The 20,617-nt window shown below is 67.5% G+C and carries 17 protein-coding genes and 2 tRNA genes; 9 read left to right on the top strand and 10 right to left on the bottom strand.

Annotation, left to right across the window (positions count from 1 at the left end; all coding sequences use genetic code 11):
• Nucleotides 1-48: 48 nt before the first annotated feature.
• Together AC6H42_RS07265 and AC6H42_RS07260 are read right to left on the bottom strand one after the other, a co-directional pair.
• On the bottom strand, nucleotides 49-477 hold the full coding sequence (locus tag AC6H42_RS07265) for a DoxX family protein (RefSeq protein ID WP_057154099.1): 429 nt from the start codon (nucleotides 475-477) through the stop codon (nucleotides 49-51).
• A gap of 50 nt (nucleotides 478-527) precedes the next feature.
• Nucleotides 528-1,382 carry a pirin family protein gene (locus tag AC6H42_RS07260; RefSeq protein WP_497547734.1) on the bottom strand — a complete coding sequence of 285 codons (855 nt, stop codon included), beginning with the start codon at nucleotides 1,380-1,382 and terminating at the stop codon, nucleotides 528-530.
• Between the two features lie 103 nt (nucleotides 1,383-1,485).
• Here AC6H42_RS07260 and AC6H42_RS07255 point away from each other — a divergent pair, with 103 nt between their 5' ends.
• Complete coding sequence (locus AC6H42_RS07255) at nucleotides 1,486-2,406, top strand: LysR family transcriptional regulator (RefSeq protein WP_057154095.1); 921 nt, start codon at nucleotides 1,486-1,488, stop codon at nucleotides 2,404-2,406.
• On the opposite strand, the gene AC6H42_RS07250 is transcribed toward AC6H42_RS07255, so the two are convergent.
• On the bottom strand, nucleotides 2,403-3,338 hold the full coding sequence (locus AC6H42_RS07250) for a LysR substrate-binding domain-containing protein (protein ID WP_057154093.1): 936 nt from the start codon (nucleotides 3,336-3,338) through the stop codon (nucleotides 2,403-2,405). The genes AC6H42_RS07255 and AC6H42_RS07250 overlap by 4 nt on opposite strands.
• Before the next feature lie 159 nt (nucleotides 3,339-3,497).
• On the opposite strand from AC6H42_RS07250, the gene AC6H42_RS07245 reads away from it, so the two are divergent.
• The 3 genes from AC6H42_RS07245 to AC6H42_RS07235 are packed head-to-tail and all read left to right on the top strand — an operon-like array spanning nucleotide 3,498 to nucleotide 6,696.
• On the top strand, nucleotides 3,498-5,657 hold the full coding sequence (locus AC6H42_RS07245) for a M3 family metallopeptidase (RefSeq protein WP_229418094.1): 2,160 nt from the start codon (nucleotides 3,498-3,500) through the stop codon (nucleotides 5,655-5,657).
• 36 nt (nucleotides 5,658-5,693) lie between these two features.
• Nucleotides 5,694-6,344 carry a hypothetical protein gene (locus tag AC6H42_RS07240; protein ID WP_157200848.1) on the top strand — a complete coding sequence of 217 codons (651 nt, stop codon included), beginning with the start codon at nucleotides 5,694-5,696 and terminating at the stop codon, nucleotides 6,342-6,344.
• Between the two features lie 58 nt (nucleotides 6,345-6,402).
• A complete protein-coding gene (locus tag AC6H42_RS07235; protein ID WP_057154090.1) occupies nucleotides 6,403-6,696 on the top strand; it encodes a DUF4404 family protein in 294 nt (97 codons plus the stop codon).
• Between the two features lie 126 nt (nucleotides 6,697-6,822).
• Here the strand turns inward: AC6H42_RS07235 and AC6H42_RS07230 are convergent, their stop codons facing one another.
• Nucleotides 6,823-7,335 (bottom strand): hypothetical protein, encoded by a 513-nt coding sequence (locus AC6H42_RS07230; RefSeq protein ID WP_057154088.1) that lies wholly within the window; start codon nucleotides 7,333-7,335, stop codon nucleotides 6,823-6,825.
• A gap of 191 nt (nucleotides 7,336-7,526) precedes the next feature.
• Here AC6H42_RS07230 and AC6H42_RS07225 point away from each other — a divergent pair, with 191 nt between their 5' ends.
• From AC6H42_RS07225 to ahpF, 5 genes are all read left to right on the top strand, one after another.
• Complete coding sequence (locus AC6H42_RS07225; RefSeq protein ID WP_497547732.1) at nucleotides 7,527-9,896, top strand: YgiQ family radical SAM protein; 2,370 nt, start codon at nucleotides 7,527-7,529, stop codon at nucleotides 9,894-9,896.
• A 171-nt stretch (nucleotides 9,897-10,067) separates the two neighbouring features.
• The gene (locus AC6H42_RS07220) at nucleotides 10,068-11,498 is read left to right on the top strand and encodes an RCC1 domain-containing protein (protein ID WP_497547731.1); all 1,431 of its coding nucleotides are present in this window, start codon (nucleotides 10,068-10,070) and stop codon (nucleotides 11,496-11,498) included.
• A 74-nt stretch (nucleotides 11,499-11,572) separates the two neighbouring features.
• Complete coding sequence (locus tag AC6H42_RS07215) at nucleotides 11,573-14,380, top strand: EAL domain-containing protein (RefSeq protein WP_497547730.1); 2,808 nt, start codon at nucleotides 11,573-11,575, stop codon at nucleotides 14,378-14,380.
• Nucleotides 14,381-14,532: 152 nt separating this feature from the next.
• Nucleotides 14,533-15,096 carry an alkyl hydroperoxide reductase subunit C gene (gene ahpC / locus AC6H42_RS07210; RefSeq protein ID WP_056399876.1) on the top strand — a complete coding sequence of 188 codons (564 nt, stop codon included), beginning with the start codon at nucleotides 14,533-14,535 and terminating at the stop codon, nucleotides 15,094-15,096.
• A gap of 72 nt (nucleotides 15,097-15,168) precedes the next feature.
• A complete protein-coding gene (ahpF, locus tag AC6H42_RS07205; protein ID WP_057154080.1) occupies nucleotides 15,169-16,758 on the top strand; it encodes an alkyl hydroperoxide reductase subunit F in 1,590 nt (529 codons plus the stop codon).
• A 50-nt stretch (nucleotides 16,759-16,808) separates the two neighbouring features.
• Here ahpF and AC6H42_RS07200 read toward each other — a convergent pair whose 3' ends face one another.
• The 6 genes from AC6H42_RS07200 to AC6H42_RS07175 form a co-directional block, all read right to left on the bottom strand.
• Nucleotides 16,809-17,942 carry an AI-2E family transporter gene (locus AC6H42_RS07200; protein WP_057154078.1) on the bottom strand — a complete coding sequence of 378 codons (1,134 nt, stop codon included), beginning with the start codon at nucleotides 17,940-17,942 and terminating at the stop codon, nucleotides 16,809-16,811.
• On the bottom strand, nucleotides 17,942-18,421 hold the full coding sequence (locus AC6H42_RS07195) for a cyclic nucleotide-binding domain-containing protein (RefSeq protein WP_057154077.1): 480 nt from the start codon (nucleotides 18,419-18,421) through the stop codon (nucleotides 17,942-17,944). Before AC6H42_RS07195 ends, AC6H42_RS07200 begins: the two co-directional genes overlap by 1 nt.
• 105 nt (nucleotides 18,422-18,526) lie before the next feature.
• A complete protein-coding gene (locus AC6H42_RS07190) occupies nucleotides 18,527-19,153 on the bottom strand; it encodes an ABC transporter ATP-binding protein (protein ID WP_057154075.1) in 627 nt (208 codons plus the stop codon).
• On the bottom strand, nucleotides 19,153-20,370 hold the full coding sequence (locus AC6H42_RS07185; RefSeq protein WP_229418093.1) for a hypothetical protein: 1,218 nt from the start codon (nucleotides 20,368-20,370) through the stop codon (nucleotides 19,153-19,155). Before AC6H42_RS07185 ends, AC6H42_RS07190 begins: the two co-directional genes overlap by 1 nt.
• Nucleotides 20,371-20,425: 55 nt before the next feature.
• Nucleotides 20,426-20,502, bottom strand: a tRNA-Asp gene (locus AC6H42_RS07180).
• Nucleotides 20,503-20,535: 33 nt separating this feature from the next.
• Nucleotides 20,536-20,611 (bottom strand) — tRNA-Val (locus AC6H42_RS07175).
• Between the last annotated feature and the right edge of the window lie 6 nt (nucleotides 20,612-20,617).

Genomic DNA, 20,617 nt, shown 5'->3' with positions numbered 1-20,617 from the left:
AAAAAAGCCAGCTCCACGGAGCTGGCTTTTTTCATGCTGCGGCTGGATTCATGCCGCTGCGCGGCGGCCGCCGGTAGCGGCCAGTGCTTTGGCATCCAGGCTGTAGGCGCCGGCGCCGAAGGCCACCACCTGCAGCAGGCCGCCGGCCATGGCCAGGTTTTTCATCAAGTGGATCATCTGGTTCTGGTCGCCGATGGCGCCATGGAAGAGCAGGCCGGTCAGCACCGAGAACGCGGCCAGTACCAGCGCCACCAGGCGGGTCTTGTAGCCCAGGGCCAGCAGCAGGCCGCCGCCCAGTTCCACCACGATGGCAAGCACCAGCCCGGCGCCGGCCAGCGGCAGGCCCATGGCTTGGATGTAGCCGATGGTGGCGGCGGGTGCCATCAGCTTGCCGACGCCGCTCATGACGAAAATGGCAGCCATCAGGACGCGGCCGGTCAGGGGCAGGGCGGTAGTGTGGATGTTGTTGGTGTTCATGGCAAATCCTTTCAAGTTTAGGTAAGTTGCAGTGCGTTGCTGGCGCACTCTTAAATCAATTTCGCGGCACGCAGCTGGCTGCCGATGCGGCCGATTTCGTGTTCTCCCTGGATCAGGGCCGCGGCGCTGGTGTGCACCGAATACATGCCCGTCACCAGCGGGTAGGGATGCCTGGCCGCCGAGCCGAGCACGAACTCGGTGTCGCCGCGCGCCGTGAACAGCAGCCCGCCGCCGCCCTCGTCGAACACTGCCACTTCGCCTTCCAGCACGGCCTCGCCGACTGCCAGGGCGCCGCTGCCCACCGCTGCCCAGGCCACGCCGTGGCCGGCCGGCGGCGTGTACAGCCACTGCTCGCCGTCGCGCAGCTTCACGTGCAGATACGTCAGCGCTGCGCGCGGCTGGATCAGGCTGGCAACGCCTTCGTAGTTGCCGAGAATGACGCGGGCCGGGCCGCTGGACGGCACTTGGCCGGGCGCCAGGTACTGGCTGTGCGCCGGGCCGTTCTCGTCTTGCGCCGGCAGCGCCAGCCACAGCTGGAAACCGGCCACGCCGGCGTCGCCGTGCGGGCTGCCGCCGTGCCACACGCCGCCGCCGGCATGCATGAACTCCACCCCGCCTGCGCGCAGCACGCCTTGCTGGCCGGTGGTCTCGCGGTATTCGATCGCCCCTTCCATCACCACGGTCACCGTCGCAATGCCCGAGTGCGGGTGCATGCCCATGCCGCCGGCGCCGGCATTGCCGCCCATGCGGAACAGATCGAGGAAGACAAACGGTTTGATCAGTCCGCCCAGGTCGCCGGGGCTGACGAGGCGGGTAATGCCGCGCTGGCCGTGGCCCTGGGTGCGGGCCACGATGCCTCGCTGGACGGCTGGGGCCAGTTGCGCTGGCTGGATTGCCTGGTTCATCTGCTGCTCCTTCAATGTGCGGTTGGTATGAGGCATGTTAGGCCCCGGCCATCCATCGTGGAAGCCTATATAATTGGATGGATACTATCTAAGGAGTAGATGGATGCTGGATGCCATGTCGCTGGACCAGCTGCGCACGTTTATCGCCGCAGCCGACGAAGGCAGCTTCTCGGCTGCCGGCCGCAAGCTGCGCCGCGCGCAGTCGGTGGTCAGCACCACCCTGGCCAACCTGGAGCTGCAGGTGGGGTTCGCGCTGTTCGACCGCGGCGGCCGCTACCCGAAGCTGACCGAGGAAGGCAGGGCGCTGCTGGACCAGGCCCGTTCGGCCGTGCTCGGCATGGACGCGTTCAAGGCCAAGGCGCGCACGCTGGCCGAAGGACTGGAGCCGGAACTGGCGGTGGCGGTGGACGTGATGTATCCGATCGCCACGCTGACGGCGGCGGTGCAGGCTTTCCACCGGCAATTCCCCGGCACGCCGCTGCGCCTGTTCGTGGAAGCGCTGGGCGCCGTGGTGCAGCCGCTGTTGACGGGGCAGTGCCGCATCGCCGTGATTGGCTCGCTGCCCGAAATACCGCCGGGCTGCGCCTCGCAATACCTGCTCAGCGTGCCTGCCGTGACGGTGGTGGCGCCGGACCATCCGCTGGCGGCCATCGAGGGCATGGTGCTGCGCGCGCTCGCCGCGCGCCACGTGCAGCTGGTGCTCACCGACCGTTCGCCGCTGACCGAGGGCCGCAACTTCGGGGTGCTGGCGGCACAGGCCTGGCGCCTGGCGGACATGGGCGCCAAGCACGCCTTCCTGAAAGCCGGGCTCGGCTGGGGCCACATGCCGCTGCACATGGTGCAGGAGGACCTGGACGCGGGCCGCCTGGTGGCGATTGCGCTGGAAGGCATCACCGGGCTGGGCGCGGGTTTTTCCATGCACGCCATCCACCGCCGCGATCACCCGCCGGGCCCGGCCGGGCGCTGGTTTGTCGAGCGCCTCAAGCATGGCGCGGTGGCGCAGGCCGCGGTGCCGCCGGCTTAGCCCGGCGGGCCGGGACGGACGGCGTACGGGCTGTTGCCGAACACCTCCGCCATCCAGGCCACGAAAGCGCGGGTGCGCGCGCTCAGGTGGCGGTTGGCCGGGTACACCACGTGGATCGGCACCATGGGCGCGCTCCAGTCCTGCAGCAGCGGCTGCAGTGTCCCGGCGTCGATCTGCGCGCCGACGATGAACAGCGGGCAGTGCACCACGCCCAGCCCCGCCAATGCGGCGGCCAGCAGCGCATTGCTATCGTTGACGGAAAGGAAGTGGCGTCCGGCCAGCGTGGCCGGGCTGGCCGGGTCGGTGGCGTGGGTCAGCACCCATGGCGCCTGGCGGTTCGAGCCGGCGAAAAAATGGCGCACCAGTGTGTGGCCGCCGGCCAGGCTGGACGGGTGCAGCGGCACGCCGTGCCGCGCCAGGTAGGCCGGCGACGCGCAGGTCACCACCGGCAGGTTGCCGATGTGGCGCGCGATCAGCGACGGATCGCTGATGGCGCCGGCGCGCACCACGCAGTCGATGCCTTCGCCCACCATGTCGGCCTGGCGGTCGCTGGCGCCGATGTCGAGCTGCATCGCCGGGTAGCGTTCCTGGAAGGCGCCCAGCGTGGGGATGACCAGCAGCGCGGCAAGCGCGGTGCTCATGTCCACCCGCAGCCGGCCGCGCGGCGCGTTGCGCGCCTGCGCCACGTCGGCTTCGGCCTCCTGCCATTCGTCCAGCAGGCGTGACATGCGCTGGAAATAAGCCGCGCCGTCGTTGGTGGGAGACACCCTGCGCGTGGTCCGGTGCAGCAGCTTGACTTGCAGGTGCGCTTCCAGCGATTGCACCAGCTTGGTGACCGTGTTGCGCGGACAATGCAGCGTGTCGGCCGCCCTGGCGAAGCTGCCTGCCTCCACGACCCGCACGAATGCCCGCACTGCGGTGAAATAGTCCACGCTTACCCTTTCGTTCAGTTTTGCAGATTGTAGCGTGTGCATTGCAGCATCAATAGCGAGTGACGTTGTATAGACTGCCTGCTATCATCAGCGGCTTCCGTCCTGCCGCCGGTTGACAGCTTGTTGCAGGGTAGTCCTTGGCCCACTTAGAAAGATGCTATGTCCCGTCCTCAGATGCTCGTCCTCGCAGCCAGCCTCGGCCTGGCGCTGACCCCGTTCGCGTACGCCGCGCAAAGCGCCGCCGCTCCTGCTGCCGCGACTGCGGCCGCCGCCCAGGCGGGCAATCCCTTCTTCAGGCTCAGCCCACTGCCTTTGCACTACCCGCAGTTCGACCTGATCAAGGACGAGCACTTCGCGCCCGCGTTTGCCGAAGGCATGGCGCAGCAGCTGAAGGAGATCGAGGCCATCGCCCATAGCGCCAAGCCGGCCAGCTTCGACAACACCATCGTCGCCATGGAGCGTTCCGGCCAGCTGCTGACCCGCGTGGCCACCACCTTCAGCAACCTGCAGGGCGCCAACACCAACGCCCAGCTGGACGCGATCGACACCGAGATGTCGCCCAAGCTGGCCGCGCACAACGACGCCATCTACCTGAACGCCAAGCTGTACGCGCGCGTGAAATCGCTGTACGACAAGCGTGCCAAGCTGGGCCTGGACGCCGAATCGAAGCACCTGCTGGAGCGCTACCACACCGACTTCGTGCGCGCCGGCGCCAAACTGTCCGCCGCCGACAAGGAAAAGCTGAAAGTGCTGAACGGCGAGCTGGCCACGCTGCAGACCGCCTTCCAGCAGAACGTGCTGAAGGAAATCAACGCCAGCGCGCTGGTGGTCGACACCCGCGCCGAGCTGGCCGGCATGTCCGAAGCGGCCATCGACGCGGCAGCGGCCGCCGCCAAGGCGCGCGGCCAGGACGGCAAGTTCGCCGTCGCCCTGATCAACACCACCGGCCAGGCGCCGCTGGCCGTGCTGACCAATCCGGCCACCCGCAAGCGCATGATGGACCTGTCGCTGGCGCGCGGCAGCCACGGCGGCGAGTTCGACAACCGCGCCAACGTGCTGAAGATCGCCAAGCTGCGCGCCGACAAGGCCGTGCTGCTGGGCTACCCGAACTACGCGGCCTATTCGCTGGAAGACCAGACCGCCAAGTCCACCGGCGCCGTCAACACGCTGCTGGCCGAGCTGGCCAAGCCGGCCGTCACCAATGCGCGCAAGGAAGCGGCCGACCTGCAAGCGGTGGCCGACGCGGAAAAAGCCGGGCTGCAGATCGGCGCGGCCGACTGGTCCTACTACACCGACAAGGTGCGCGCCCAGCGCTTCAGCTTCGACGGCAACCAGCTCAAGCCCTACTTCGAGCTGACCAATGTGCTGGAGAAAGGCGTGTTCTTCGCCGCCAACAAGCTGTACGGCCTGTCGTTCAAGGAGCGCAAGGACTTGCCGCTCTACCATCCGGACGTCAAGGTGTACGACGTGTTCGACGCCGACGGCAAGCAGCTGGCCATCTTCCTGGCCGACATGTACGCGCGCCCGTCCAAGCAGGGCGGCGCCTGGATGAATGAGTACGTGTCGCAATCGGCGCTGATGGGCACCAGGTCGGTGGTGGCCAACCACCTGAACATTCCCAAGCCGCCGGCCGGCGAGCCCACGCTGCTGACCGTGGACGAAGTGAAGACCACCTTCCACGAATTCGGCCACGCGCTGCACGGCATGTTCTCCAATGTGAAGTACCCGCGCTTCTCCGGCACCAGCGTGCCGCGCGACTTCGTCGAATACCCGTCGCAAGTGAACGAAATGTGGATGGTGCAGCCCGAAGTGCTGGCCAACTACGCGCGCCACTACAAGACCGGCGAGCCGATGCCGAAAGAATTGCTGGAAAAAGTGGCCGCGTCGAAGAAATTCAACCAGGGCTTCGCCACCACCGAATACCTGGCGTCGTCGCTGGTGGACCAGCGCTGGCACCAGCTGACAGCCGCCCAGATCCCGAGCGACGTGCTGGCCTTCGAAGCGGCCGCGCTGAAGGATGCCGGCATCGATTACGCGCCGGTGCCGCCGCGCTACCGCACCACCTACTTCTCGCACACCTTCTCGGGCGGCTACGCGGCCGGCTACTACGCCTACCTGTGGAGCGAAAAGCTGGACGCCGACACCGTGGAATGGTTCAAGGAAAACGGCGGCCTGCAGCGCAAGAACGGCGACTGGTTCCGCAAGACGCTGCTGTCGCGCGGCGGCACGGCGGACGCGCTCGACCTGTTCCGCAACTTCCGCGGCCGCGATGCCAGGATCGAGCCGCTGCTGGACCGCCGCGGCCTGAGCGGCAAGTAAGCCCGGCCGGCGCCCGCTTGTTGCTATGATGTCGCCATGAGCACCGCCGCGTGCATAGGGGGAGACATGATGGAGCAATTGCTGAACAAGCTGGCGCAGGCGATGGGCCAGCTGGACCACCTGGACCAGGAGGGCTTCGTCGGCCTGGTCAGCGAGGCGCTGGCGCCCTACCCGGACCTGGGCTGGGTGCTGGCGCCGGACCCGGCCAACAGCGCGCTGCTGCGCCTGAGCTTGTCGGTGCGCAACGCGCCCGAGTTCCGCGAGCGTGCCGCCGCGTCGGGGCTGCTGCCGCTGGCCGGCGAGGGCTGGGAAATCGGCCTCGGCGTGCCGCCGCGCGACGGGCCGATCTACCTGGAAGCGCAGGCCGGCGACGAGGTGCTGGCCATCGACGGCGAACTGATGGGCTGGCAGATGCGGGCCGCCGACGGCATGGTGGACCTGGTGCTCGGCATCGCGCCGGGACCGCTGCGCGCGCTGGGCCAGGCCGAACTGGAAGAGCTGGCCGACATCTTCACGCTCGGCGAGTTGGGCGAACTGAACATGATGGACCACGTCAATTCCGTCAGCGTCGAGCAGATCGACGGCCTGTCGCGCGACTGGCCGTCGCTCGCTACGCTGCGCGCCGGCTTTGCCGACGCGTTTCCCGCCTGCGCGTATGCCGAATGGCTGCGTAGCGCCAGGTCATAGCTGGCTGCGGCAATTGGGTGTATAAATTCACTATGGCGATTACAAAGGGGGCGGGACTATGGACAGCAATCTGAAGGCATCGTTGAAGACCCTGCACACCGAACTGGCCAGCGCGCCCGGTCCGGTGGATGAGGAGCTGCTGGACTTGCTGGCGCAGCTGGACGGCGATATCAAGCAATTGCTGGAGCGCCGCGTGGCGCAGCAGGAGGCGGGCATGGGCGGCGAGGACACCACCACCTACGGGCTGGCCGAGCGCACGCAGGAAATCTCGGCGAAATTCGCTGTCAAGCATCCCACGCTGGAGCCGGCCCTGCGCGAGCTGGGCCGCATCCTGGGCAATATGGGCATTTAAGTGGAGCGGCGCAGTCATGGCGGCGGAAAACGCTGACGGCGCCGAAGCGCCGCCACCGCCCTGCTACCTGCCAAACCGGACCCGGGGCCGCCGGCCTCGCTAGGGCCGGCTCCCGGGCAGCCAGCGTTACGGAAACGCCAGCATAGGCGGTTCAATACCGCCAAAGCTGATTTCGGGATGCCGCTTGGCGATCATCTCCTCGATCTCCTGCACGCGCCGGGGCGGCACGTCCACGATCATCAATACCTGCCCGCGCTCGATGGCGGGGGCAAACTTTTCCAGTTTCTTGTTCGGCACGGCCGCCGCATTCATGCCGGAAGCCCAGGCGCCGAACAGGGCCCCGCCCAGCGCCACCAGCAGGATGGCCGCAGTGCGCAGGGTCAGGCCGTCGAACGAGACCATGGTCAGGAATATGCCCGCAGCCAGGCCCACGATGCCGCCGATGATGGTGCCCAGCTGTGCGCCGTGGACCAGGTCGGTGCGCTGCAGGAAGCTGCAGTCCGGCATGTCGTCGGGCAAAGCGCCTTCCTTGGCCATGAATTTCATGTGGCGTTCTTCTATCCGGGCCAGCAGCATTTCGTCCAGCATGGCGCGGGCGCTGGGTACATCGGGAAGCATGAAGTAGAGGCGGCGTCGCATGGTGTTCTCCTGGAGGGTTGTTCTTCTCGTTATAGCAAAAATGACAGCAAAGGCAATGCAAATCGCCGCATTCTTGTCCCGGCGGCATACTTGATCATCCTTCACAAGTTATTGAAAATTAAAAGAATTTCCAATTGATTGTGCCTATCGCTTGAGCAGAGGGCGCGCATTTCCGGTACAATCCCGTCCCTATGACCCCCACCAATTTATTTGCGACCGTCCCCAAGCGGTCTGCCCGCGCTGCCACTGCGCCTTTCCTGCCCATGTCCCGCGCCGAAATGGACGCCCTGGGCTGGGACCAGTGCGACGTCATCCTCGTCACGGGCGACGCCTATATCGACCATCCGAGCTTCGGCATGGCCCTGGTCGGCCGCCTGCTGGAAGCGCAGGGCTACAAGGTCGGCATCATCAGCCAGCCGGACTGGCACTCGGCCGACGCCTTCCGCGCGCTGGGCAAGCCGCGCCTGTACTGGGGCATCACGGCCGGCAATATGGATTCCATGGTCAACCGCTACACCTCGGACCGCAAGATCCGTTCGGACGACGCCTACACCGCGCACGCCGAGCCGAACAAGCGCCCGGACCGCGCCGTCACCGTCTACTCGCAGCGCGCCCGCGAAGCCTATCCGGACGTGCCGGTGGTGATCGGCAGCATCGAGGCGTCGCTGCGCCGCATCGCCCATTACGACTACTGGTCGGACAAGGTGCGCCGCTCGGTGTTGCCGGACTCCAAGGCCGACCTGCTGATCTTCGGCAATGCCGAGCGCGCGCTGGTGGACCTGACGCACCGCCTCAACGCGGGCGAGCCCATCAAGGACATCAAGGACTTGCGCGGCACCGCCTTCATGGTGCCGCAGGGCTGGCTGCCGGGCGACGACTGGGGCGTGCAAAACAGCAGCCGCGTGGACGTGCCCGGCAAGGTGGACGCCCACCCGGACCCGTACGCCATGGCCAAGGAAGACAAGGCCGCCTGCGCCACGGAGAATGCCGCCAGCGCGCCGGAAGTGGTCAAGCCGATCCGCATCATGACGCGCGAAGAGCGCCAGCAGATGCTGCGCGAGCAGCACATGCGCACCGTGGTGCGCCTGCCGGCCTATGAAGTGGTGAAGGACGACCCGGTGATGTACGCGCACGCCTCGCGCGTGTTCCACCTGGAATCGAACCCCGGCAACGCGCGCGCGCTGGTGCAGGCGCACGGCGAGCGCGACGTGTGGATCAATCCCCCGCCGCTGCCGCTGGCCATGGACGAGATGGACGGCGTGTACGACATGAACTACGCGCGCGCGCCGCACCCGAGCTACGGCAAGGCCCACATCCCGGCCTGGGAAATGATACGTTTCTCGGTCAACATCATGCGCGGCTGCTTCGGCGGCTGCACCTTCTGCTCGATCACCGAGCATGAGGGCCGCATCATCCAGAGCCGCTCCGAGCCGTCGATCCTGCGCGAGATCGAACACATCCGCGACAAGACCAAGGGCTTCACCGGCACCATCTCGGACCTGGGCGGCCCCACGGCGAATATGTACCGCCTGGCCTGCAAGGACAAGAAGATCGAGGAATCGTGCCGCCGCCTGTCCTGCGTGTACCCGTCGATCTGCGTCAACCTGGGCACCGACCACAGCAAGCTGATCCAGCTGTACCGCAAGGCGCGCGCCATACCCGGCGTGAAGAAGATCCTGATCGGCTCCGGCCTGCGCTACGACCTGGCGGTGCGCTCGCCCGAGTACGTCAAGGAACTGGTGACCCACCACGTGGGCGGCCTGCTCAAGATCGCCCCCGAGCACACCGAATCGAACGTGCTGAGCAAGATGATGAAGCCGGGCATCGGCGCCTATGACGAGTTCAAGGCCATGTTCGAGAAGTTCTCGCTGGAGGCGGGCAAGAAGCAGTACCTGATTCCCTACTTCATCGCGGCGCACCCCGGCACCACCGACGAGGACATGCTGAACCTGGCGCTGTGGCTGAAAAAGAACAACTTCAAGCTGGACCAGGTGCAGACCTTCATGCCGACCCCGATGGCCATGGCGACCACCATGTACCACTCGCGCAAGAACCCGCTGAAGAAGGTTACCGAGGATTCGGAAGTGGTGGAGACCGCGCGCAGCGGCAAGGTGCGCAAGGCACACAAGGCCTTCCTGCGCTATTACGACCCGGAAAACTGGCCCATCCTGCGCGAAGCGCTGGTGAAGATGGGACGCGGCGACCTGATCGGCAACGGCGAGAAGCACCTGATCCCGCCGTGGAGCGCCGGCGAGGAAAACCTGAAGGCGGCGCCGGAAGGCAAGCGCGCCATGCCGATGGCCGCGCCGGGCGCCAAGCCGCGCGCCGCGGCCGGCGTACCCGGCGTGCCGGGCACGCGCGGCGGCCGGGCCGCCGTGGCGGCGCCGGCGGGCCGCGGCGGCCGCGCCAATGCGCTGACCGGTTCGCTCACCGCGCGCGACACCGTGGAAACCAAGGTGCGCGCCTCCATCCTCGACACCATCAAGGTGAAAGCCAAGCCGGCCGCCGCTCCCGCCAAGGGTGCGCGTGCGGCCGGCGGCGCCCCGCGCGGCCGCAAATAGGCCAGCCTTCCCGCCATCTCGACACCGCCCACGGGCGGTGTTGTTGTTTTCTTTGCCCATCTTTCTTAAAAGCACGATAATTCACGCCAGTTCCCTGGATCGCAGAGCGCAGGATGCGGCTACACTAGTGGTTGACTCGCGCCCTGCGTTCGCGACATCGACTGGATGAAAATGAAAATGACCCTCAAGCTGAAATCCCTGTTCCTGGTGCCCGTGCTGGCGCTGCTGGCCGCCTGCGGCGGCGGCGACGACGCCCCCGCCACCCCCACCACGCCTGCGGCGCCGACCGTGGTGTCGATCGCGGTCACGCCGGCCAATCCCACCCTGTCCATCGGCGCCACCCAGAAAATGGTGGCCACCGGCACCTACTCGGACGGCAAGGTGAGCGCCCTCACCACCGGCGTCACCTGGACCGTCAAAGGCCCCGCGCTGAGCGTGGCGGCGGACGGCACGGTTACTGCGAAGACGCTGGGCACCGACACCGTGACCGCCGCGGTGGGCGCCGTCAGCGGCGCCACCAGCGTCACGGTCAAGGGCCAGTGGGCGGCGGTGGCCGCCGGCGGCCGCCACAATGTGGCGCGCCACCTGGATGGCAACCTGCACGCCTGGGGCAGCAACCTGCAAGGCCAGCTGGGCGACAACACCACCATCGGCCGCAACAAGCCCGCCGTGGTGGCCGGCGCCAACACCACCTGGCGCCAGATCGCCGCCGGCGAATTCCATACCCTGGCGCTGCGCGCCGACGGTACGCTGTGGGCCTGGGGCTTCAACCAGAACGGCCAGCTGGGCGACGGCACCTCGGTCGACAAGCTGGTGCCGACCAAGATCGGCACCGGCAAGTGGCTCTACGTGGCGGCCGGCAAGGCGCACAGCCTGGGCATCGACGACAAGGGCGCGCTGTGGGCCTGGGGCCGCAACTTCAACGGCCAGCTGGGCGACGCCACCGTGCTGCCGCGCCTGGCGCCGGTGAAGATCACCGTGGCCGGCACCGCCACCTGGACCGCCGTGGCGGCCGGCGACACCCATTCGCTGGGCCGCCGCAGCGACGGCACGCTGTGGGCCTGGGGCGGCAACGCCAGCGGCCAGCTCGGCAACGGCGACGCCACCGGCGCCGACGTCAACGCGCCGGTGCAGGTCGGCACCCAGAGCTGGGCCAGCATCTCGGCCGGCGGCAGCCATTCGGCCGCCATCCGCACCGAGGGCACGCTGTGGACCTGGGGCGACAACCTCAGCGGCCAGCTGGGCTTGAGCAGCACCACCAAGTCGGCCGTGCCGGTGCAGGTGGTCTTGGCGGGCAACGCCAACAACTGGTCCGCCGTGTCGGCCGGCCTGAAGCACACCGTGGCCATCCGCACCGACGGCACGCTGTGGACCTGGGGCTCCAACAGCAACGGCCAGATCGGCAACAACACCCTGCTCGACCAGACCGCGCCGGTGCAGATCGGCACTTCCACCGGCTGGACCTCGGTGGCGGCCGGCGGCCAGCACAGTATCGGCATGATGCTCGACAACACGCTGTGGACCTGGGGCCTGAACGCCGACGGCCAGCTGGGCAACGGCCAGAACACCGACCAGCGCGTGCCCGTGCTGGTGGTGCAGTAACGTAGCGGCGCCACAGGACCGGAGCCGCCTTGCCGCGCTTGCAGCCCCGCCCGCCGCGCTGTTGGCCGCTGCCTTTGCCGTTTTTGCCGCCGGCGCGCGCGCCGGCCGGCCTGCGGCGGCTGGCGCTGCTGGCCGGGCTGGCGCTGGTGCTGGCCTGGCCGGCGCAGGCCCAGGAGAAGGTGGTGCTGCAGCTCAAGCATAGCCACCAGTTCCAGTTCGCCGGCTATTACGCGGCGCTGGAGCAGGGCTACTACCGCGAGGCCGGACTGGACGTGCGCATCCTGGAAGGGGCCGACGGCAACGAGCCGGAGCGCGCCGTGCTGGCCGGCAAGGCCCAGTACGGCGTGGGCGACAGCAGCCTGCTGCTGGCGCGCCTGAAGGGCAAGCCGGTGGTGGTGCTGGGCGTGGTGTTCCAGCATTCGCCCTATGCGCTGGTGATGGCGCAAGGCACGGCCGCGCCGGACGTGCACCGCGTGGCCGGCAAGCGCGTGATGATAGGCACGCTGTCGAACGACCTGAGCCAGGGCGACGAGCTGATGGCCTACCTGCGCAAGGAAGGCATACAGCCGTCCGGCCTGCGGCGCCTGGAACACAGCTACAATCCGGACGACCTGATTACCGGCAAGGTGGACGCCATGTCCATCTTCACCACCAATGAGCCGGACCTGCTGGACCGCGCCGGTTTTCCCTACGACATCTACAGCCCGCGCAACGCCGGCATCGACTTTTACGGCGACAACCTGTTTACCAGCGAGCAGGAAATCAGGGACCACCCGGAGCGGGTCAAGGCTTTCCGCGCCGCCAGCATGCGCGGCTGGCAGTACGCGATGAGCCGGCACGACGAAATCGCCGACCTGATCTTGAACAAGTATTCGCGCCGCAACGACCGCCGCCACCTGCTGTACGAGGCGCGCGCCATGGTGCCGCTGGTGCAGCCGGTGCTGGTGGAAGTGGGCTATATGAACCCGGACCGCTGGCAGCACATCGCCGACGTGTACACCGACCTGGGCATGCTGCCGCGCGGCGCCAGCTTCGACGGCTTCCTGTACCAGGCCGACAGCGGCCGCGCGCTGGCCTGGCTGTACCGCGTGCTGGCGGCCGGCGGCGCGCTGCTGGTGCTGGGCGCCGGCGTGCACGTGGCCTTGCTGGCGCGCGAGCGGCGGCGCGCGCAGGAGGCCATCCGCAAGGGCGAGGCGCGCTTCCGCACCATGTTCGAGGCCGCTCCCATGGGCATCGCGCTGATCGACACCGCCAGCGGCCAGTTCCGCGACATCAACCCGCGCTACCTGGAAATCGCCGGCCGCACGCTGGCCGAGATGAAAGCCAGCAGCTGGCGCGACATCAGCCACCCGGACGACGTGGCGCCCGAGCAGGAGCAGGTGGCGCGGCTGCAGGCGCAGCAGATCGCCGGCTTCAAGCTGGCCAAGCGCCTGCTGCGCCCGAACGGCTCGGTGGTGTGGGTGGACGCCTCCATCACCACGCTGGACGCGGGCAGCAAGGCGCACCACCTGTGCATGATCGAAGACATCACCGACAAGAAGCAGACCGAGGCGCTGGTGTGGCAGCAGGCCAATTTCGACACCCTGACCCAGCTGCCGAACCGGCGCATGTTCCAGAACCGGCTCGAGCAGGCCATCGTCAAGAGCCGGCGCGACGGCAGCCGGGTGGCCATCCTGTTCATCGACCTGGACCATTTCAAGGAAGTCAACGACACCCTGGGCCATCACCAGGGCGACGTGCTGCTGGTGGACGCGGCGCACCGCATCGGCGCCTGCGTGCGCGAGTGCGACACCGTGGCGCGCCTGGGCGGCGACGAGTTTACCGTCATCCTCAGCGAGCTCGATGCTGCCGGCCTGGGCCGGGTGGAAACCATCGCCCAGACCATACTCGACAGCCTGCGCGCGCCCTTCCCGCTGGGCGCGGAGCAGGCCTTCGTGTCGGCCAGCATCGGCATCACCCTGTTCCCGGACGACGCCGCCTCGATCGAGGATCTGCTCAAGCACGCCGACCAGGCCATGTACGCCGCCAAGGACGCCGGCCGTAACCGCTTCAGCTATTTCACGCCGGCGCTGCAGGTGGCCGCGCTGAACCGCATGCGGCTGACCAACGATCTGCGCGGCGCCGTCAAGGGCCAGCAGCTGGAACTGTATTTCCAGCCCATCGTGCACCTGCGGAGCGGCCGCATCCACAAGGCCGAGGCGCTGGTGCGCTGGCGCCACCCGGTGCGCGGCCTGGTCAGCCCGATGGAATTCATCCCGCTGGCCGAAGCGAGCGGGCTGATCATTGAAATCGGCGCCTGGGTGTTCCGCGAAGCAGTGCGCTGGCTGCGGCGCTGGCGCAGCGAGATCGATCCCGCCTTCCAGCTCAGCGTGAACCAGTCGCCGCTGGAGTTCCAGCGCGACGGCGGCTACCAGGCCTGGCTGGCGCTGCTGGGCGAGCTCGGCCTGCCGGGGCAGGCGGTGGTCATCGAGATCACCGAAGGGCTGCTGCTGGACGCCAGCAGCAGCGTGGCCGACCAGCTGCTGCAACTGCGCGACGGCGGCATCCAGGTGGCGCTGGACGACTTCGGCACCGGCTACTGCTCGCTGTCCTACCTGAAGAAGTTCGACATCGACTACCTGAAGATCGACCGCAGCTTCACCCGCAACCTGGCGCCGGACTCGAGCGACATGGCGCTGTCGGACGCCATCATCGTCATGGCCCACAAGCTCGGCCTGCACGTCATCGCCGAAGGCGTGGAAACCCCCGAGCAGCGCGACCTGCTGGCCGCCGCCGGCTGCGACTACGGCCAGGGCTACCTGTTCGCCCGCCCCATGCCGGCCACCGAATTCGACGCGCTGCTGCGCAGCAGTGCCGATACGGCAATCGTGACCAGTCAATAACGCTGCGGCCCCGGAACGGGGATAATAGGGCTTCGGCCTTGTTCGCCGATAGTTAAAGCCAATTGAAACAATTGGAACAATCAATTTTTCAAATGGTTGCAAAAGCCCTAAACTGGCATCTCATTGATACACAACCTCACGAGGAAACCACAATGTCTCTCATTAACACCCAAGTAAAACCATTCAAGGCAACCGCTTACCACAATGGCAAGTTCATTGACCTGAGCGAAGAATCGCTGAAGGGCAAGTGGTCCGTCTTCATGTTCTACCCAGCCGACTTCACCTTCGTGTGCCCAACCGAACTGGAAGACCTGGCCGATTTCCAGCCTGAATTCGCCAAACTGGGCGTGGACGTGTACGGCATCTCGACCGACACCCACTTCGCCCACAAAGCATGGCACGACACCTCGGACGCGATCAAGAAAGTGAACTACCCGCTGATCGGCGACCCAACCGGCACCCTGTCGCGCAATTTCGAAGTGATGATCGAAGAAGAAGGCCTGGCACTGCGCGGCACCTTCGTCATCAATCCTGAAGGCCAGATCAAAGTGATGGAAGTGCACGACAACGGCATCGGCCGCGACGCGTCCGAACTGCTGCGCAAAGTCAAGGCCGCCAAATACGTGGCCGAGCACCCAGGCCAGGTTTGCCCGGCCAAGTGGACCGAAGGCGCTGCCACCCTGACCCCGTCGCTGGACCTGGTCGGCAAGATCTAAGCATTAGCTTGTATTGAGTAGTAAGGCGCCGGCGCATTTGCCCGGCGCCAACCGAAAAAAAAGGAAAACACCATGTTGGACGCAACCCTCAAAACCCAGTTGAAAACCTATTTGGAAAAGGTCGTGCAGCCGATTGAGATCGTTGCGACGCTGGATGATTCCGCCAAAGCCCGCGAAATGCAGGCCCTGCTCGCCGACATCGTCGTGCTGAGCGACAAGATTACCCTGGTCGAAAAGACCGATGGCGACGTGCGCAAACCGTCGTTCGCCATTACCCGCCCCGGGACCGATATCGCCGTGACCTTCGCCGGCATCCCGATGGGCCATGAATTCACCTCGCTGGTGCTGGCGCTGCTGCAAGTGGGCGGCCACACCATCAAGTTCGACGAGGCGGTGATCGAACAGATCCGCAACCTGGACGGCGATTTCCACTTCGAAACCTTCATCTCGCTGACCTGCCACAACTGCCCCGAGGTGGTGCAGGCGCTGAACGCGATGTCGGTCATCAACCCGCGCATCAAGGTCACCACCATCGACGGCGGCGTGTTCCCGAAAGAAGTCGAGGAACGCCAGATCATGGCCGTGCCGATGATGTTCCTGAACGGCCAGCACTTCGGCCAGGGCCGCAGCAGCGTGGAAGAGATCCTCGCCAAGCTGGACACCAATGCCGGCGCGCGCCAGGCGGCCGAACTGAGCAAGAAAGACGTGTTCGACGTGCTGATCGTCGGCGGCGGCCCCGCCGGCGCGGCAGCGGCCATCTACGCGGCCCGCAAAGGCATCAAGACCGGCGTGGTGTCGGAACGCTTCGGCGGCCAGGTGCTGGACACGCTGGCGATCGAGAACTTCATCTCGGTCACCGAAACGGACGGCCCGAAATTCGCCGTGGCGCTGGAGCAGCACGTGAAAGCCTACGACGTCGACATCATGAACACCCAGCGCGCCGCCCAGCTGACGCCGGGCAAGCTGGTGGAAGTGACCACCGCCAGCGGCGCCGTGCTGAAGAGCAAAACCGTGATCTTGGCCACCGGCGCCCGCTGGCGCGAGATCAACGTGCCGGGCGAGAAGGAATACCGCAACCACGGCGTGGCCTACTGCCCGCACTGCGACGGCCCGCTGTTCAAGGGCAAGCGCGTGGCGGTGATCGGCGGCGGCAACTCCGGCGTGGAGGCGGCGATCGACCTGGCCGGCCTGGTCAAGCACGTGACCCTGATCGAGTTCGGCGCCGAACTGCGGGCCGACGCGGTGCTGCAGCGCAAGCTGCGCAGCCTGCCGAACGTGACCGTGATCGTCTCGGCGCACACCACCGAGATCCACGGCGACGGCAAGATCGTCAACGGCCTGAGCTACAACGACCGCGTCAGCGGCGAAGCGAAGAAAGTGGAGCTGGAAGGCGTGTTCGTGCAGATCGGCCTGGTGCCCAACACCGAGTGGCTGAAAGGCACGGTCAGCCTGTCCAAGCACGGCGAGATCGAAGTGGACGCGCGCGGCCAGACCTCGATCCCCGGCGTGTTCGCCGCCGGCGACGTGACCACGGTGCCGTACAAGCAGATCATCATCGCCACCGGCGAAGGTGCGAAGGCGGCCCTGTCGGCCTTCGACCACCTGATCCGCTCCGGCGACGAGGAAGAAGTCGTGGCGGCGCCGGTCGCGGTTGCAGCCTGAGTCCAGCGCTCAACCCTGGGGCCGTGCCGCCGGGACCGGCCCGGCCTTCGCTACACCGCCAGGTCCGCGCTGGCCTGTTTTTCCCGCAGCGCCTTGGCGTTGCGGTGGCGGGCGCGCAAACGCGGGTTGGTGATCAGCCTGCCCAGCGTTTCGCCCACCACCATCACCACGCCCAGCAAGGGCAGCACCAGCATCAGCCCCGCCACCCCGGCCACCGAGCCGCCGATAAAAATCATCAGCACCGTGATCAGGGGATGCATGTGCAGGCTGCGCCCCAGGGTCAGCGGCATGAACACGAAATCGTCCAGCAGCCGCACCAGGATGAACACGCCGATCGCGCTGTAGGCCACCAGCGGCGCCCCCGGCGCGTCGGTCGACGCCACCATCACCACCATGCAGCAGCCGACGATGGAGCCCACGTAGGGCACCCACGCCAGCACCGCGGCGATCAGCCCCAGCATCACCGGCGAGGACACGCCGATGGCCCACAGGCCGAAGGCCAGCACCGCCGTGTCCAGCACGGTGAGCTTGAGCATGCCCTGGAAGTAGGCATGCGCGGTCTGGTCCACCTCGTGCAGCAGGCACAGCGTCCGCTCGAAGAAGGCGTTCGGCACCGCGCGCGCCAGGAATTTCTTGAACAGGTGGCCGTCGCGCAGGAAGAAGAAGGTCAGGAAGGGCGCCAGCAGCAGCGCCGGCAGCCAGCCCGCCACCGACACCACGATGGCCGTCAGGTGGCTTTGCATGAAGTCTTCCATGTAGGCGGCGAACTGGGCGTCGACCACCTGGCTCAGGTGCATGTCGCGCAGCAGCGGGAACTTGTCCTCCAGCGCGCGCAGCAGGCCGCGCACGAAATCGAGCCCGCCGCCCACGTAGCGCGCCAGCATGTCCTGCCACGATACGGACGGCGCCGGCAGCCACAGGTTCAGCGCCAGCGCGCCCAGCGCCACCGCCACCGTGAAACAGCCGCCCACCAGCAGCGCGGCCGCGCCCTGGCTCATGCCCAGGCGCAGCAGGCGCTGCATGGGCGGCAGCAGCAGGTAGTACAGGATGATGGCCAGCAGAAAGGGGATTGCCAGCCACAGCATGTGCTGCAGCACCAGCAGCAGGGCGCAGGTGGCCGCGATGATGCCGCTCCAGACCACCGGCCCGGACGCCTGCTGGGCACTGCCCGCGTAGTCGTGCATCACAGCGCCTCGATCTGCGGCCGGCCCGACATCCATTCGCGCAGCCGGTGCGCGATATGGCGCGCCAGCGCGAGCGAGATCTTGTAGCCGATCACGGCGTCGGTTTCCATCAGCCCCATGAAGTCGGCGCGGAAGAACACCGCCACCTCACAGTTGTCGAGCGCGCGCGCCTGGGCGTTGCGCGGCGAGTTGTCGAGCAGGGCCAGGTCGCCGAAGAAGGAGCCGGGACCCACCTCGGCCACCACTTCCGCGCTGTGGTCCAGCGCGCGCGTGATGATCACGCGGCCGGCCGTCACCAGGTACAGCGCCTGGCCTTCCTCGCCCTGGTCGAAAATGATTTCGCCGGACAGGTAGCGCCGCTCGTGCAGCATGTCGTCGACGATTTTCAGCTCCAGCGGAGTGAGCGAGGCGAACAGCGCCGACTGCTTCAGGCGGTGCAGGCGCGGGGACAGGGTTTGGGTCTTGAGGAAGCCGAACATCGGGGTGCTCCGTGGAGGTTTTGTGCAAAGCAACATCATTGTCGCCGGTTTCCCGGCCGGCCGCGCATTCCGCGGCTTGGGGCGCCCGCTCTTGTTGCTAAGGAATCACAACTCGACCGTTTGCGCCAGCGGCACGCCCGGTTCCACATGGCTGGTCAGCACGATGCACTGGCGCGCCAGGCGGGCCGGATCGGCCAGCTGGGCGCGCAGGTAGTCGACGGCGGCCGCGTCCAGTCCGTTGAAGGGCTCGTCGATCAGCAGCAGCGCCACCGGCAGCGCCAGGGCCAGGCTCAGCTGCATCTTCCTGTGCTGGCCCAGCGACAGCGTGGTGACCGGCTGGTCCAGCGCGATGAGCAGGCGGAAGGCGCGCAGTTCGGCCTCCAGCAGGGCCGCGTCGGTGGCCGGATACAGCGCCACGTGCAGGTCCAGCAGTTCGCGCACGGTAAGCCAGGGCAGCTCGGGCGTGTCGCCGCCGCAGTAGTAGCTTTGCAGGCGGTAGGCCAGCGGCTGGGCGGCGCTGCCGATGGCGGGGCCAGCGCCGCTGCCGGGCGGCGCCAGGGCTATCGTGCCCGCGTGCGGCTGCAGCGCGCCTGCTGCCAGTTTCAGCAGCGTGGTCTTGCCGGTGCCGTTTTCGCCGCGCAGCCAGGTGATGCCGGCGCCGAGACGCAGGCTCAGCTGGCGGAACAGGGGCCGGGCGGCGTATTCGAAGTCCAGGCTTTCGATGTGCAGCATCAGAATTCGCTTCCTATGGCGGTCAGGATCAGGATGGACAGCACCACCAGCACCACGCGGCCGCGCGGTCCCGGATTGAGCGCCACGATGGCGCCGCAGGCCGTGCCGGCCGTGGCCAGCCACACCAGCGCCGCCCGGGAGCCAGGGCCGGCTGCCGCTGCGGGCGTTGCTGCGTCTGGTGCGGCTGTCATTGCTGCGGGGGCGCCCGGCGCGCCGAAGGCCAGCGCGGCAAAGGCGGCCAGCACAGCGGCGGCGGGCAGCAGGGTGAACAGGCGGGCGCACAGCAGCAGCGCTGCGGCGTCCAGCGGCCACGGCGCCAGTATCGGACGCAGCCGGGCGGCCTGTTCGCGCACTGCCTTGTCGCCACGGTCGGTCAGCAGGATCAGCATGGCGGAGGCCAGGCCACCCATGGCCGCGCCGGGCAACGGCAGGCCCAGGCCGGGCCCGAGCAGCCACGCGGCGGTGCAGCCCAGCGCGCTGGCCAGCAGCAGGCATTGCTGCACGCCGACGCGGTTCTCGGCACGCCAGAACGGCAGCCAGAACAGCCGATGCCATAGCGCGGGCAGCAGCGGCCGCAAGGGGCGCGGCGCGTAGCCCGGCGCAGCCGTTCCCGCGCCGGCAGGCCCCGTCCCGGCGCTGCCTGCGGCGGCAAGTGTTACTGCGTGGTGCCTCTTGCGGGCGCGGCGTGGGAAAAGCGGCGCGGCGAGGGCAGGGCGCAGGCGGCGCCGGGCCAGCGCCAGCGTGGCCAGCGCCCAGCCCAGCAGCAGCGACAGCGCGGTGGCGGCGATGGCTTGCGGCGCCACCGGGCGCAGCCAGTCCGGCCACTGGAACAGCCAAATACTGGCAGACACCGCGTACAGTCCGGTCAGCGGTCCAGCGATCAGGCCTGCGGCCAGCGCGTCGGCGCTCCAGCCCAGTGCCGGCGGCACGGGCAGCGGACGGGCCCAGGCCACGGCGTCGGCCGGGTGCAGGCGCTGGCGCAGCAGCACCGCCGGCAGCGCGGCGAACAGCGCTTGAGCGGCCAGGATGGCCAGCATGGCGGGCCAGCGCAGGGTGACGGCCAGCATGCCGGGCAGGGCGATGGCGGCGGCCAGGCCGAGCAGCACCGGGCCGAAGCCGAGCAGCGTGATTTCAAGGGAATTGGCCAGGCTGGCAAGAAATTGCCGCAAGCCGTGGCGCGCCATGCGCAGGCGGAATTGCAAATAGGGATGAACCATGTTTTGCTTCCGAAATAGAAAAAGGCCTGACGAATCAGGCCTTTCTCAGTATAGCTGGCGGAGCGGACGGGACTCGAACCCGCGACCCCCGGCGTGACAGGCCGGTATTCTAACCAACTGAACTACCGCTCCGTTGCTTGCGCAACTGGTGGTGCATGTCCGGGATGGTGGGCGCTGAGAGGCTCGAACTCCCGACCTAAGCCTTGTAAGGGCTCCGCTCTACCAACTGAGCTAAGCGCCCATCTGG

Source organism: Massilia sp. NBRC 108631, from assembly GCF_059704565.1.
This window is presented reverse-complemented; position numbering and strand designations above follow the sequence as displayed.

Coding starts and splice junctions, on each gene's coding strand:
- AC6H42_RS07265 (WP_057154099.1), bottom strand. CDS start 477: ATGAACACCAACAACATCCACACTACCGCCCTGCCCCTGACCGGCCGC.
- AC6H42_RS07260 (WP_497547734.1), bottom strand. CDS start 1,382: ATGAACCAGGCAATCCAGCCAGCGCAACTGGCCCCAGCCGTCCAGCGA.
- AC6H42_RS07255 (WP_057154095.1), top strand. CDS start 1,486: ATGCTGGATGCCATGTCGCTGGACCAGCTGCGCACGTTTATCGCCGCA.
- AC6H42_RS07245 (WP_229418094.1), top strand. CDS start 3,498: ATGTCCCGTCCTCAGATGCTCGTCCTCGCAGCCAGCCTCGGCCTGGCG.
- AC6H42_RS07240 (WP_157200848.1), top strand. CDS start 5,694: ATGAGCACCGCCGCGTGCATAGGGGGAGACATGATGGAGCAATTGCTG.
- AC6H42_RS07235 (WP_057154090.1), top strand. CDS start 6,403: ATGGACAGCAATCTGAAGGCATCGTTGAAGACCCTGCACACCGAACTG.
- AC6H42_RS07230 (WP_057154088.1), bottom strand. CDS start 7,335: ATGCGACGCCGCCTCTACTTCATGCTTCCCGATGTACCCAGCGCCCGC.
- AC6H42_RS07225 (WP_497547732.1), top strand. CDS start 7,527: ATGACCCCCACCAATTTATTTGCGACCGTCCCCAAGCGGTCTGCCCGC.
- AC6H42_RS07220 (WP_497547731.1), top strand. CDS start 10,068: ATGAAAATGACCCTCAAGCTGAAATCCCTGTTCCTGGTGCCCGTGCTG.
- ahpC (WP_056399876.1), top strand. CDS start 14,533: ATGTCTCTCATTAACACCCAAGTAAAACCATTCAAGGCAACCGCTTAC.
- ahpF (WP_057154080.1), top strand. CDS start 15,169: ATGTTGGACGCAACCCTCAAAACCCAGTTGAAAACCTATTTGGAAAAG.
- AC6H42_RS07200 (WP_057154078.1), bottom strand. CDS start 17,942: ATGCACGACTACGCGGGCAGTGCCCAGCAGGCGTCCGGGCCGGTGGTC.
- AC6H42_RS07195 (WP_057154077.1), bottom strand. CDS start 18,421: ATGTTCGGCTTCCTCAAGACCCAAACCCTGTCCCCGCGCCTGCACCGC.
- AC6H42_RS07190 (WP_057154075.1), bottom strand. CDS start 19,153: ATGCTGCACATCGAAAGCCTGGACTTCGAATACGCCGCCCGGCCCCTG.
- AC6H42_RS07185 (WP_229418093.1), bottom strand. CDS start 20,370: ATGGTTCATCCCTATTTGCAATTCCGCCTGCGCATGGCGCGCCACGGC.